Genomic DNA, 12,779 nt, shown 5'->3' on the forward strand with positions numbered 1-12,779 from the left:
GCCCCGATCCGGGCCTTTACTAATCTAGTAGACGACTTGTTTATAGCCTTACTTTTATCCAACTATCTCACTCCCAACGCGATAAAATGACTGGCATTGCCCGTAATCAGTCCGCCAGCCCGGCCGAGCAGCCCACACGGCTTCCCATTAATGACGAACATGCCTGTCAGTAGGTGGAATTCACCTTCGGCGGTGTGTATTCGGGCTAGTTCAGCTCTTTTTTGATATACAGAGGGAAAAAGCTGACTGCTATCATAACCCTCTTCGTCCTCAATTTCTAGAGTTCCACTATCGTCAAAGAGACGTACAGAACCGCCTTCGCGGCCAAATACAGATTTGGACACAAAGCTGCCAGAGAACACAGGCTTATTATAAGTCGGCAAAATATAACGTGAGATCGCCTCACGCTCTTCATTGTCAAATAATAAGCCAAGCTCATACATTCCCCACACAGCTGCAATCAATCCCTTAGACTGCAACAGGATACTGTGTGGTCCATTAAAAAGCTGAAGATTTCCCTGTTCAACAGCATAGGCAAGTGCATCTCCACCCTCATCGACGGCCATCCACTCTTTAGGATATAGGGCGAACATCCGCTTTATCACCCGGTCCTCCCCGTCCTTCAGAATGCCCTCATCGACCCACAGATCGAGACAATCCACACACTGAATAGTAAGCCCGCTATGTCTGGCCAAGGCTTCAATCGTACCCGAATCTTCAAGATGAGAGCCATAAGCAACACAAGCTGCGGTATCTGGTCGTTCTATCTGCCAGGCTGCGGCAAGTTGTTGCTTCATCGCATGATTTGGACTAGTCACACCCGCCTGTTCACAGATCCAAGGTGTTGCTATGGAAGCCTCCACATAACCTGTAGGTGTATCGGCATTCAGTTCCAGAAGCTTGATGGTTCCATCATTAGCTATCGCAAAATCGAACCTTGCATACCGACTGATTAGACCTTCTTCCGGAATAGGAAACCCATCAAGCATCTCCCAAAGAACAGGAGGAATGCCCAGCAGCTCATACAAATCGCGTTTTAGATGTATATACCGAACCGCTTTATCGAGGATAGCCCACAGCTTTGCGGAGGCTTCCTCAAGCTCTTTATAAATGTCGCTGCGCATCACAGCTATTGCATCCATCCAGTACTCTTCTTCCTCTAGATCTGCCCAAGTGAACCCAAGCTCATGCAGCGCTTGTACCCGTGGGCCCCGCTCCAGATCAGACAAATCTAGAATCTCAAACACGCTCTGCTGATCACTCATCCGCCGAAACCACTCTTGCTGGAACCAGATCTCGATGAAGATTTCGAGCCTGAGCTTGATTTAGAGTTCTTCGAAGAGTTTAAGCCACTGGAAGTGCCACCGATTCCGTTCTTTGAAGAGGAACCTCTTCTCGTGATGGAACCCGTGGATGAGGTTGAGGTTTTAGGTTTCACTACAGAACCGGGCACCTTTTTATTCTGGAACTTTTCGCTGCTATAAGTAGGTGGTTTATAAGTGGTTCTCGTGCCTCCATAATAGGTAGGACGGTCCTTAGCCCATCCTCTGGAGGAGTAATTGGCACCGCTGTTAAACAACATGTGATACAGAAGCAAATCCGTCCAGCCAAAACCTGAATGATAACCGCCATAGTTATTCACTACCGTTGTTCCGTTTGAAGTTACTACGCCTTGGCCTTGCTCCTCTACCTCTTTCGTACCTTCTTCGGGGTAGGGAATATTCCAATCCACATTTTTATCAAAATAAGCTTTAACCTCTTCATTAGACCAAGAGACTAGCTGTGGTTCGCCCGCAGAAGTATTCGCGCTAGCCCCCGCTCCGCCAGGAATAAACATAGCATTCGCTAATAAGGCTATGCCTAGCGATGTTGATAATACACGGATGGGTTTGCCATCTGCGGTAAATAATTTTGATGCAGGCAATTCCTTATCCCTTTCTTCTTTAGCCATCGTAAGGTTCTCCTTCCCTGATGATCTTCTATCCCTCAGTGTGCATCGGAACAAGCAAAAGCTCCAGCTTGCCCTCATCCACATTCAGTCGTCCTTCAACCGCCTCATATTCCTTACTGCCCACCACTATATAATTGACATGTTCAAGTGCAGTTATCATATTCATGCTCCACGTATGCTCTTCAATCACTCGTAGATCACCTTCTGGCATTTTTTCGATTAAAACTACACTCATCCCGTTATCCATTATTACCATTCCTTCCTTATATCTGCTATAGCATCTGATACGTTTTTATCACCTTTTCGTTTCAGTTCTAAGCTTGTATAGATTGCCCAGCATTACTTTTGGAATAAGAACGTCTATATAAAAGGAGAACTCCTAACGAACACAAGCTGACAAGGAGCAACAGTCCGTATACATGCTCATAGGCTTTTGCCGGCGCAAGATCACGCTGAGCATGCAGCAACAGCCCACAGACCGCAACAGATACAGAACCTCCAAAGAACTGAATCAGTTGTAAAAGCCCCATACCTGAACCAATCCAAGTTCGCGGAAGAACCCGAGAAGCTTCATTATTTAAGGATGCCATTGTCGCCGAGAAGGCCGGAGAGAAGCAAAGATAACCAAGCAGAAGAACTACAGGAGATACAGAAAGGTTCAGCGCAAATGCAGCCATAACAGCGGCAAGAATACAATGCCCTATGATTAAGAAGCGCAAGTTGCCATACCGGTCAATAAAACGTCCAACAAAACGGGTAAGAAATGCGGATAATAACGCACCTGGTGCGATAAACAAACCAATCATCAACGCGGATTTACCAAACAGATTAGCGAGCACAAGCGGCATCAGGAACAAATTCCCCAAGTTCAGCACCAGAATACAAAAGCCTATGGTAACTAGCTTCAAGTATCCCGGCATTTTTAGCAGCTGCGGGTTAATAAAGGATTCCTTCGCCTTCTTCAAATACCAAGCGTGCACGATAATAGACACTACGCCCACTGCCAACCATACCAGAGATTGGGTGGTTACGGCTACCAGCAGACTTGCTGCATTTACAACGGTCAGCGCCGCCCCAATAACATCAAAGCTTGCAGGCTTCGGCTGTTCCTTAGGTAATAACCGCAGTAGTACTGGCAATACAACAAGCACAAGGCAAGTAATTCCGAATAACCCATTCCAGCCAAAATACTGACTGATGACACCACCAAAAATCGGGCCCAAACCAAAGGCCATTGCACTCCCTGCGGAGATCATGGCGATAGCCGCACCACGTCTTTCAATAGGCACATAACGGCTAGCCAGTACGAGACCCAATCCAGCCATCGCACCCGCGCCAGCAGATTGTACTATTCTCGTTATCAATAATGTATTAAAGTCATGCGCAAATAATCCAAACACTGAGGCCAACCCGAGAGTAATTAAGCCAACGGTCAAAAGTCTCCGAATCGGCACCACGTCTGATAAGCGGCTATAAATAACCGTCGATAAAGCATATCCAATCGAATAGCTCGAAATTACCCATGAACCTAGATCAGCAGAAATTTGGAGATCCTGAATAATGGTTGGAAGTGATACATTAAACATCGTTGTGTTCATCACTACGATAAAAAGGCACATGGTCCATAATGGCATGACTACTTTATCATTCATTACTACTTTCTCATTCATTCCTATCCATCCCTGTCCTAATTTATCTATACAAGCTTATCTAAGTTTATGCCTATAAAATCAGGATGGCAATTGGAATAGGGGGATTTAGACTACTTACGCCACATCAATCCGCACAACAATTCAAACAACTCCATGTAGTTGCGTGGATTTTTGCCCGTTAATGTATGAATGCGATTAAGCCGGTAGTTCAGTGTATTTCGGTGAATATTCAGCTTCTGTACAGTACGATTATGGTCCCCATTCTCAGCAATAAATACTTGCAGTGTTTCAATCAGGCCTGTCTTATCGCCCGACTGATCCAGTAGAGCATAAATCGTCCCGGGCCGTTCTGCCCCGTCATAGGAGAGATGAATTAAGAATCTTAGTTCTTCATAAGTGTACAGTATCTTGAGCGGGTCGACTCTACTACCAACACTAATCGCCGCCTGGGCCTGTTCAAGTGAATAAGCAGCTAACTCCTCTGCTTCGCCAGAACCTATTCGCCCCACATTCGCACATGAATTTAGTTTTCCTATGAGCTCTTTATAAAGAAAAACATCCGTTATAAAAAAAACCGCCTTATCATTCTCCAAATTCCAGTAATGTGGATAGGACCTAAATACATTTTTGAATTCTTTTCCGTTCACATCGCCTTCCACTAGGATCGCCCAGCATTTTTTCTTAAGATCAAGCCCATAGCTGCCCGCCCGTTCCAGAAACTCAAGATCATATGCTTCTTTACGATAAGACAATTCATGATAAAATTTCACACGTTTTACTCGCTCATCCTGTTCCAGCTTGTTCCTTGCTTCCTGCTCAATAAGTAATATAGTAGTGACTCTGACCAGCTTACTAAACGGCCTAACCTCATCTGGATGTCCCGTAATACCTACCACACCCAAAACTTTATGATCTATAATAATGGGTTCATTCACCCCCGGCTTCATGCCGCTGCCATCCTCGTACACTTCAAAGACATGCCCACTTTGAATGGCTATTCTCGCTCCCTCATGTAAGGTTCCGACCCGTTTCAGATCTCCGCTTCCTACAATAAAGCCGCTCTCATCCATAACATTAATGTTATAAGGAACTACGCTCATCATTTCTTGTGCTATTTGTCCTGCGAGTGATTTCGATATCTTCATGTCTGTACCTCCTGTCCCTTTATATTCTACTCAGAAAGCTTCTACCTTAAAAAAGAAAAAAGGGGCTGACTCCGTTCAGTCAGCCCCTCTATCACTTTGTATAATTCAATCAGCTTCCTTGGTTCAACATGACTAACCTAGCCACATTCTCAGCCGTTCTTTCCAGATTCTCTTGCCCTTTATTCAAGGCATCCTCCAATGAAGCTGCACCTGGCATGATCCCAAAAATAGCATCAATCCCTTTATCATACAGCACTTCCGTCTGATCGCCGATCCGTCCCGCAAAAGCCAGCACAGGTTTATTATATTTCTTAGCTACCTCAGCAACGCCAAGCGGAGTCTTGCCATATTGGGTCTGGAAATCGATGCTTCCTTCCCCGGTCCACACCATGTCCGCCTGCTGCACTTTTTCTTCAAGTCCAGTATAGTCGATCACAAGCTCAATGCCTTTTTTTAATATTCCGTTTAAGAACACCACCAGTCCTGCCCCAAGGCCACCCGCCGCACCAGCACCAGGCATATCTATAATATCGAAACCCAATTGCTCTTTGATGACACTCGCATAATGATGCAGATTGCTGTCCAGCTGTTTGATCATATCCGAAGTAGCCCCTTTTTGCGGACCAAATACATTGGAAGCCCCAGTCGGACCACATAATGGATTCGTAACGTCGCAGGCCACTTCAACCTGTACATCCTTAAGGCGAGGGTCAAATCCACTCAGATCAATACGGGCTAATCTGCCGAGCTCACCACCACCAAACAACAGCTCATTGCCTTCGGCATCCAGCAGCCTGCCGCCTAATGCCTGCACCATCCCGGCGCCTCCGTCATTGGTGGCACTGCCACCGATACCGATCAGCAGCTTGCTGACCCCACGATCCAGACATGCTTTGATTAATTGTCCTGTCCCGTAGGTAGTTGTAATCAACGGGTTACGTGTCTCTGGGGATACCAGCTGAATGCCACTCGCACTAGCCATTTCCAGCACCCCTGTCAGCCCGTCTCCTGTGATTCCGTAGGATGCGCTAACTTCATTGCCCAGTGGCCCTTTAACTTTTGTTATATATACTGTACCTTCCGTTGCATCGACCAAGGACTGCATCGTTCCTTCGCCGCCATCTGCCATGGGTACATGAATACAAGTAATATTAGAATTTACTTTATGAATGCCTTTTTCCATGGCTTCACAAGCTTCTTTGGCTGTCATACTTTCCTTGAAAGAATCCGGTGCCAATACGATGACAAAGTCTTTATTCATAGAATATCCGTCCCTTCTAGTTGCAAATATAAATTATAGGATGAAGCCGTATAATATAGTGGCGACGATAGCCATCGTCAGACCCACGAGACTTTCATAAGGAATCAGTGACATCCGGTCCTTAATGTTCATCTTAACGGAATCAGCGGTCACGTGGAAGAAGTTACCGTGTGGCAGATGGTCAATGACTGTAGCCCCGGTGTGCACCATAATTGCTGCATTTAGCGGCGCTGTGCCCATCGAAAGAATAGCGGGACCAAATGATCCGGCAGCCACGATAGAAGCCGTAGAGGTTGATGCTGTAGCAGCCGCCATCAGGATCCCTGCAATTGGCGCAAGGAACGTTCCGGAAATCCCCATAGCCGTTATTGCATCTACAACAGTAGCACTCAAATCCGATTTCGAGATAATACCAGCGATAGCACCAGCACCTATCAGGATAATGGCTGTACCTGTCATTTTATTTAACCCTGAGGTTGTAAAAGAAATGATGTTCTTCGTTTGTTTCATAGCAATCAATCCAATAATGCCGGCAAGAGGCAAGATGATCATAGAATCGACTTTAAATGATTTCAGCAATTCAATATTTAGAATATTTCCGATTGGGTTAATGGCTAGAAGTAAAATAGCGACAACTGGAGCGACGATGGCACGGCCAAAGCTAGGTTTAACCTTAGTACTGTCTTCCTCTTTAGTTACAACGTCGCCCTCTGCAATTTTCACACCTTTGTTGACCAGCAGATTAGCAATAATAACAGTGACAATCAGACCCGCAATGGCTGGGATGAATCCATGAATCATGACCTGAGCCAAATCTACATCAAAGCCTTTAGCTACGGCAATGGTGTTCGGGTTCGGTGAAATAATGTTACCGGCTTTACCGCCACCGACCAGTGCGAGCAGCAAAGCGGTTTTGGAAATGCCGATCTTCTTACCTACGGACAAAGCGATTGGAGCGACAATAATGATAGCGACTGTGATGAATACGCCTACCGCTGTAATAATCATAGTTGCCAGCGCTATAGATAATAACGCTTTCTTTTCGCCAAGCTTATCTACTATGGTCTCGGCCATTCGTTCGGCTGCCCCTGATTCAATCAATACCCCGGCCAGCACACCAGCCGCGAGTACACGTACAACTGCCCCCATAACACTATTCGTTCCGTCGATGATATATTGTACTGTCTCTGCAATGGATGCCCCGCCTAATATCCCTCCGGCAATCGCGCCTAAAAAGAGTGCGTAGACCGGGTTAACCTTTTTGAAAATCAATACGACGGCCAGAATCAATCCCGCAATCGCGCCCATCCAGTTAATTACTGTGCCTTCCATCTCTAGTTGCCCCCTAGTATAAGAATTTGACACTATACAGTGTGTAATTTGATAACGCTTTCTAAACTGAGTATACTGCGCTTACAAACCCAATAATATTGACGGGACAACCTATTTTTTTGTGCATATGCACAAGCTCTGAGCATGAGAAAAAGACCAAGCTTAGGTTTCAGCACACCAGAGCTTGGTCTTTTAACATGAATTAGACGTATTAAGAAACTTGAGTTTCTTTCGTTAGAACAGGGGCAGCAGGATCTTCTGCCAGAACATTATCCTTTGTCTTCGAGAGGAAGATATTCAGCACAATCGCTGTAAGGGAACCGGATACGATACCGTTTTGCAGCAGCATCCGAGCGAATTCAGGCAATTGATCGAACATTGCAGGTACAGTTGCCGAACCCAAACCAACAGCGATACTACAAGCGGCAATCAGCAGATTACCATCCTTGCGCAGATCTACCTCTGACAGAATCGACATCCCGGAAACAGCAACCGATCCGAACATCACGATCATCGCTCCACCCAGTACGGCATTGGGAATAACCGTTGTCAGAGCCGCCAATTTAGGCAGTAGTCCAAGCACAACCATAATCCCGCCGGCTGCAAAAATAACATTCCGAGTTTTGACCCGAGTCAGCGAGACCAGACCTACATTTTGCGAAAATGCTGTGTACGGAAATGCATTAAAGATCCCGCCCAGCATAATCGCCAAACCTTCCGAACGCAGCCCGTTTACGATCTGCTTTTGTTCCACTTTCTGATCCGTCACTTTACCAATCGCAAAGTAAACACCTGTAGACTCCACCATACTAACAATATTAACAATGATCATAGTGAAAATAGCCGTAAGATTGAACTGAGGCCATCCGAAGTAGAAAGGCTGTGCAACACTTACCCAAGAGGCTTCACCTACTGTAGAGAAACTAACAATGCCCATTCCATAAGCAATAATTGTACCCACTAAAAGACCTATCAAGACAGAGACCGAGCGAAGAAATCCTGTAGTAAAACGGTTAACCGCTAAAATGACCAGCAGCGTGATCAGTGCAAGCAACAAATTGCGGGGATTCCCAAAATCAGCGCTGCCTTCTCCGCCAGCTACGCTATTCATAGCTACAGGAATAAGAGATAGCCCAATAATGGTCACGACTGAGCCCGTTACTATCGTTGGGAAAAACCTCAGCAGCTTCCCATAAAGGGGGGCCGCCAGTACCACGAATAAACCAGATAAAATAATTGCTCCGTACACCGTCGCCAAATTGTTGGCACTGCCGATAGCGATAATCGGCCCTACTGCCGTAAAGGTACATCCAAGAATAACCGGCAGCCTGCTGCCAAAATACTTAGTGCCCATAATCTGCAGCAAAGTAGCTAACCCGCAAGTAAACAAATCAGCTGCGATAAGATAGGCCATTTGGGTGGCATTCAGGTTCAGCGCGTTCCCTACGATCAGCGGAACAACAACTGCTCCGGCATACATCGCCAGTACATGCTGAAATCCTAACGCAAATACTTTTTTCTTGCTTAACATCTCGCACTCTCCTTGATTGGCTCTTTTGAACTTTCATTATCAATGAAATGAATTTCACCTGGTGACATAGATGTAATCCGGGCTAAAGCATGGACTTCTATCCCTCTATCCTCGAGTAGACTCCGGCCTTCTTGGAAGCATTTTTCAATCACACAACCAACGCCAAGGAGCTCAGCGCCAGCCTCTTGCACGATATCAACCAGTCCAACAAGAGCAGCACCAGTAGCCAAAAAGTCATCTACAATAAGCACCTTATCGCTTGGTCCGATATATTTTTGCGAGACACTAACCATATAATCCTCTTTGCGTGTAAAAGAATGTACCGGCGCGGAATAGACCGCTTCAGATAAGGTCACTGCTTTCTTCTTCTTCGCATATACAAACGGTACGCCTAAGGCGATGGCCGTAGCCATGGCAAATTGAATGCCACTCGCTTCAATAGTGATGATTTTAGTGATAGGCAAATGTCCGAACAACCGCTTGAACTCCTGTCCAATTTGTAAGGCAAGCTCCGTATCCACCTGATGATTCAGAAATGAATCTACCTTTAGTACCGTATCTGATAAAATAAGACCCTCTTGTCTGATGCGCTCTTGAAGTACCTTCATAGTAAACTTGATCTCTCCTTCTGAATTAAAAACAAAAAAAGGACAAATCCCTTGAGTCGTTTCTCTCAAGTGAATTTGTCCTTCTGGGTTTTTGTCCCTTAGTGGTGTAACACTGCATAGTGTCCGCATCGCTCGGTCCAGTCCTTCCATAGTCAGGAAGCGGAACCCTAGATGCGCTATTTCACTCATAGTCGGATAATTACAGTGGTTATCCGGTAGAAACTTATGGGCCATATTCCCAAGATTATATGAGTTGACAAGCAAATATAAGGATAATGTATAATGTGAAACTTATATTTTTATAAATGTTCAATATGAATACCTTGTATATCTTACACGCTCTGTCTGGTGCTTACAAGCAAAATTTTAAGCAATTTGCATGCCATTTTCAGGTTATTTTCACGAAATTCAATTGTTTACATTTAGTAGTTAGTACTCCAATATCTTCTGCGCTGTTTCTTGGGTCGTTACAAGTACATTCATATAACCCCCATTTAGTGCCCCAAGGATCCCCGTTACCTTCTCAAGTGACTCCGCTACACCAATCGAATACCGTGCTTGCTTAATTTGCTCCAGCTCAATGGTCAGTGTTCGATCCGATATTCCGGTATGCACGGGAATCCCGTTGCCATCATAGAATCGTGAACAGATATCACCAGCGACCTTTCCATTCTCCAGCTCAGCAATCACTGCATCACCATAAAAACCGCGCCACGCCTCTTCCCCTTTCATTTCCGGCGATCCGATGCCGAACACAGCGATATCCAGATGGTCCCACGCCTTGGCAATGGTCTGATAATACTGGGAATTCATCAGTTGATCTCTAGTTTCCTTTTGCTCCGTGATCGCTGGAACATCAATCATTAACGAGCGCGCACCCCATTTTAGAGCAGCTTGATAACAGATGTTATTTACATGGTACCCGCTCTCCATCTTTCCTGATGGGCCGCCGACCGTAGGTACACAGGTTACAAATGATCTCTGGGCTTGTGTTAGGCTTTCTACAACGCTAGCTAAGCTGCTTCCCCAAGAAAACCCAATCGTATCTTTCGGGAGAAGCACTTGCTCGAGCCATCTCGCACAGGCTTGTCCTATAGCTTTGCGTTTAATCGTGCTGGACTGTGCAGGATCTACCTCCACAACAATGGCTTCCCGTAGCCCGAACCGCTCCTTCAGCTCCTGCTCCAATGTAAAATGATCGCCAGTATCGTAATTAATAGTTATTGTAACGATCCCTTCTTCACGTACCCTCTTTAGCATCCTGCTGATGGTGGTACGATATATACCAAGTTGGCTGGAGATTTCACTCTGCGTTAAATTCTGTTCATAATACATTTGTGCTATTTTAATAAGCAGCTTCTTATCTTCTGTTCGATCCATGTTACAACGCCCCCGCGTATTCAACAGTTTGACGGATTTAGACCCCCCCGCTATACTGTAGACGATTGTTTTGCACATTTATTATTATATTGCACAAATGTGCTTAATATTAAAACTTTTATGAAGATGAATGGTTCAGATGGAATCAAGGTATCTCTAAATAAAAACAAAAAATCAAACAAGTGAGGTGCTGGAAATGAACCCTTTAAAGTGGGCAATTGTCGGTCCAGGAAGTATAGCTGCCGAATTTGCGGCTGCGCTGAATGAAACGGGAGGAACGTTGTATGCGGTTGGGTCGCGAAGCTTGGAGAAAGCACAACAATTCGCTAATCAATATGGAGCCACGAAAGCTTATGGCAGTTACAGTGAAATGCTGCAAGATCCTGCAATTGATGTAGTGTACATCTCTACGCCACATAGCAATCATTATGAATACATCATTGAAAGCTTACAGAATAACAAACATGTTCTCTGCGAAAAAGCAATCACGGTGAACAGCAAACAACTTCAAGAAGTCACCCGACTTGCCGCTGAAAAGGATCTGGTTGTGGCCGAAGCTATGACCATCTACCATATGCCACTGTATAAGAAACTGCGGCAGCTCATTGATGATGGCATCATCGGGCGCCTCAAAATGGTGCAGGTCTCCTTTGGCAGCCATAAAGAATATGATGTGAACAACCGTTTCTTCAGCAAAGATCTGGCGGGCGGAGCACTGCTGGATATTGGGACATATGCGCTGTCCTTCACAAGATTCTTCCTGTCCAAACAGCCCCATGAGATTCTTACTACGGTAAAACAATTCGAGACAGGAGTGGACGAGCAATCCGGTATTATTCTTAACAATGCGGCAGATGAAATGGCGGTAATCTCCCTTACAATGCGCTCCAAAATGCCTAAACGGGGGGTGGTTGCAGGAGAACTCGGATTTATTACCGTAGACAATTTCCCGCGGGCCAGCAAAGCCACCATTCAATATTTGGATGGCACAGTAGAGACGATTGAAGCTGGAGATACAGCCAAAGCTTTGCAATACGAGATTGAAGATATGCAGCGGTATATTGCAGATAAAAGCCATAAAGAGACCCTCAACCTCTCCTTGGATGTCATGGACATTATGAGCAATGTCCGGGAGCAATGGGGGATCAAATATAGCTTTGAATAAATAAACCGTTTAGTAGGCAGCTACTTAGGCAAATGATTGTTTTTCGAGATAGATCGCCCGTATTCATCACTTATTCCCCCCATCTGCATTAATGTTAATGAAGTCAAAGTATGGGAGAGTGAATATGGGTGGCCTATAAAAGAGACCGGATCGTTGTCATTATTCAAAAAGGAAAACGGCGCATAATTACAAGGACCCCACTCCACGGAGTGGACAGATTAGTCTTTGTCATCAACAATCAATATACGAACGCCCCCAACACTACACAAATTGCAAGCGGTGCAGGGCGCAGCAGCGCAAGCGGCAATAATGCCGCCATTGCTTCTCCCTATACACGCCAACAACAAAGTGTCGGCGCAGGCGGTGATGCGACTAACCTAGGCAGTGGGGGCTACAAACGCGGCAAAGCTAAGCCCCTCTTATTATATCCGTATCGCAAAGAAGTTGTGGTCGTTATCAATACCCAGACGGTTAAACTGCCTAAACGGAGCCAGAATGCCTCCGCAACTCAGGTAGTAAGCGGAGGCGGAACGTTCAGCACCGGTGGAACAAACTCCGCTATTGAAAGCCCAGGAACAAGACAACAGCAGGCGGTTGGTGGAGGATCGGGTGGGCACGCCACTAACAAAGGCACAACTAAACGGCGCCACCTCAAACAACGGTCTAGTTAACCCTATTGGGACTATATAACAAGCATAGCAAAAAAGCATGGGCAAACCTGACGAGATCAGGGTGCCCATGCTTTTTGCGGTTT

Annotated in this window: 12 protein-coding genes and 1 riboswitch; of the genes, 2 read left to right on the forward strand and 10 right to left on the reverse strand. The window is 45.6% G+C overall.

Features of this window, described 5'->3' with window-relative positions; translation table 11 throughout:
* Positions 1 to 62: 62 nt before the first annotated feature.
* The 10 genes from MHI15_RS12890 to MHI15_RS12935 form a co-directional block, all read right to left on the reverse strand.
* Positions 63 to 1,265 (reverse strand): glutathionylspermidine synthase family protein, encoded by a 1,203-nt coding sequence (locus MHI15_RS12890; RefSeq protein WP_341164472.1) that lies wholly within the window; start codon positions 1,263 to 1,265, stop codon positions 63 to 65.
* Positions 1,262 to 1,951 (reverse strand): hypothetical protein, encoded by a 690-nt coding sequence (locus MHI15_RS12895; RefSeq protein WP_076124098.1) that lies wholly within the window; start codon positions 1,949 to 1,951, stop codon positions 1,262 to 1,264. Before MHI15_RS12895 ends, MHI15_RS12890 begins: the two co-directional genes overlap by 4 nt.
* 28 nt (positions 1,952 to 1,979) lie before the next feature.
* Complete coding sequence (locus MHI15_RS12900; protein ID WP_341164473.1) at positions 1,980 to 2,186, reverse strand: hypothetical protein; 207 nt, start codon at positions 2,184 to 2,186, stop codon at positions 1,980 to 1,982.
* A 79-nt stretch (positions 2,187 to 2,265) separates the two neighbouring features.
* On the reverse strand, positions 2,266 to 3,621 hold the full coding sequence (locus MHI15_RS12905) for an MFS transporter (protein WP_254848694.1): 1,356 nt from the start codon (positions 3,619 to 3,621) through the stop codon (positions 2,266 to 2,268).
* A 92-nt stretch (positions 3,622 to 3,713) separates the two neighbouring features.
* On the reverse strand, positions 3,714 to 4,748 hold the full coding sequence (locus MHI15_RS12910) for a CdaR family transcriptional regulator (protein WP_076181893.1): 1,035 nt from the start codon (positions 4,746 to 4,748) through the stop codon (positions 3,714 to 3,716).
* 109 nt (positions 4,749 to 4,857) lie between these two features.
* Positions 4,858 to 6,009, reverse strand: coding sequence for a glycerate kinase family protein (locus MHI15_RS12915; protein ID WP_076132736.1), 1,152 nt, complete (start codon positions 6,007 to 6,009; stop codon positions 4,858 to 4,860).
* A gap of 33 nt (positions 6,010 to 6,042) precedes the next feature.
* Positions 6,043 to 7,341 (reverse strand): GntP family permease, encoded by a 1,299-nt coding sequence (locus MHI15_RS12920; protein WP_076124103.1) that lies wholly within the window; start codon positions 7,339 to 7,341, stop codon positions 6,043 to 6,045.
* Between the two features lie 211 nt (positions 7,342 to 7,552).
* Positions 7,553 to 8,872: a nucleobase:cation symporter-2 family protein gene (locus tag MHI15_RS12925; RefSeq protein ID WP_036682206.1), complete on the reverse strand. Its 1,320-nt coding sequence runs from the start codon at positions 8,870 to 8,872 to the stop codon at positions 7,553 to 7,555.
* On the reverse strand, positions 8,866 to 9,480 hold the full coding sequence (locus tag MHI15_RS12930) for a xanthine phosphoribosyltransferase (RefSeq protein WP_036682464.1): 615 nt from the start codon (positions 9,478 to 9,480) through the stop codon (positions 8,866 to 8,868). Before MHI15_RS12930 ends, MHI15_RS12925 begins: the two co-directional genes overlap by 7 nt.
* Before the next feature lie 168 nt (positions 9,481 to 9,648).
* A riboswitch (purine riboswitch) is annotated at positions 9,649 to 9,752 on the reverse strand.
* 157 nt (positions 9,753 to 9,909) lie between these two features.
* Positions 9,910 to 10,860, reverse strand: coding sequence for a sugar-binding transcriptional regulator (locus MHI15_RS12935; protein WP_341164474.1), 951 nt, complete (start codon positions 10,858 to 10,860; stop codon positions 9,910 to 9,912).
* Positions 10,861 to 11,056: 196 nt separating this feature from the next.
* On the opposite strand from MHI15_RS12935, the gene MHI15_RS12940 reads away from it, so the two are divergent.
* Positions 11,057 to 12,025 (forward strand): Gfo/Idh/MocA family protein, encoded by a 969-nt coding sequence (locus MHI15_RS12940; protein ID WP_076191635.1) that lies wholly within the window; start codon positions 11,057 to 11,059, stop codon positions 12,023 to 12,025.
* 128 nt (positions 12,026 to 12,153) lie between these two features.
* Positions 12,154 to 12,696: a hypothetical protein gene (locus tag MHI15_RS12945; RefSeq protein ID WP_445668001.1), complete on the forward strand. Its 543-nt coding sequence runs from the start codon at positions 12,154 to 12,156 to the stop codon at positions 12,694 to 12,696.
* The last annotated feature ends 83 nt before the right edge of the window (positions 12,697 to 12,779 follow it).

The organism is Paenibacillus sp. FSL H7-0918, from assembly GCF_038007025.1.
GTDB lineage: Bacteria > Bacillota > Bacilli > Paenibacillales > Paenibacillaceae > Paenibacillus_AQ > Paenibacillus_AQ odorifer.

What these genes read in the sequence shown, in the direction of transcription:
- MHI15_RS12890 (WP_341164472.1), bottom strand. Translation starts at nt 1,265, where the DNA reads ATGAGTGATCAGCAGAGCGTGTTTGAGATTCTAGATTTGTCTGATCTG.
- MHI15_RS12930 (WP_036682464.1), bottom strand. Translation starts at nt 9,480, where the DNA reads ATGAAGGTACTTCAAGAGCGCATCAGACAAGAGGGTCTTATTTTATCA.
- MHI15_RS12915 (WP_076132736.1), bottom strand. Translation starts at nt 6,009, where the DNA reads ATGAATAAAGACTTTGTCATCGTATTGGCACCGGATTCTTTCAAGGAA.
- MHI15_RS12905 (WP_254848694.1), bottom strand. Translation starts at nt 3,621, where the DNA reads ATGAATGAGAAAGTAGTAATGAATGATAAAGTAGTCATGCCATTATGG.
- MHI15_RS12940 (WP_076191635.1), top strand. Translation starts at nt 11,057, where the DNA reads ATGAACCCTTTAAAGTGGGCAATTGTCGGTCCAGGAAGTATAGCTGCC.
- MHI15_RS12925 (WP_036682206.1), bottom strand. Translation starts at nt 8,872, where the DNA reads ATGTTAAGCAAGAAAAAAGTATTTGCGTTAGGATTTCAGCATGTACTG.
- MHI15_RS12935 (WP_341164474.1), bottom strand. Translation starts at nt 10,860, where the DNA reads ATGGATCGAACAGAAGATAAGAAGCTGCTTATTAAAATAGCACAAATG.
- MHI15_RS12910 (WP_076181893.1), bottom strand. Translation starts at nt 4,748, where the DNA reads ATGAAGATATCGAAATCACTCGCAGGACAAATAGCACAAGAAATGATG.
- MHI15_RS12900 (WP_341164473.1), bottom strand. Translation starts at nt 2,186, where the DNA reads ATGAGTGTAGTTTTAATCGAAAAAATGCCAGAAGGTGATCTACGAGTG.
- MHI15_RS12920 (WP_076124103.1), bottom strand. Translation starts at nt 7,341, where the DNA reads ATGGAAGGCACAGTAATTAACTGGATGGGCGCGATTGCGGGATTGATT.
- MHI15_RS12895 (WP_076124098.1), bottom strand. Translation starts at nt 1,951, where the DNA reads ATGGCTAAAGAAGAAAGGGATAAGGAATTGCCTGCATCAAAATTATTT.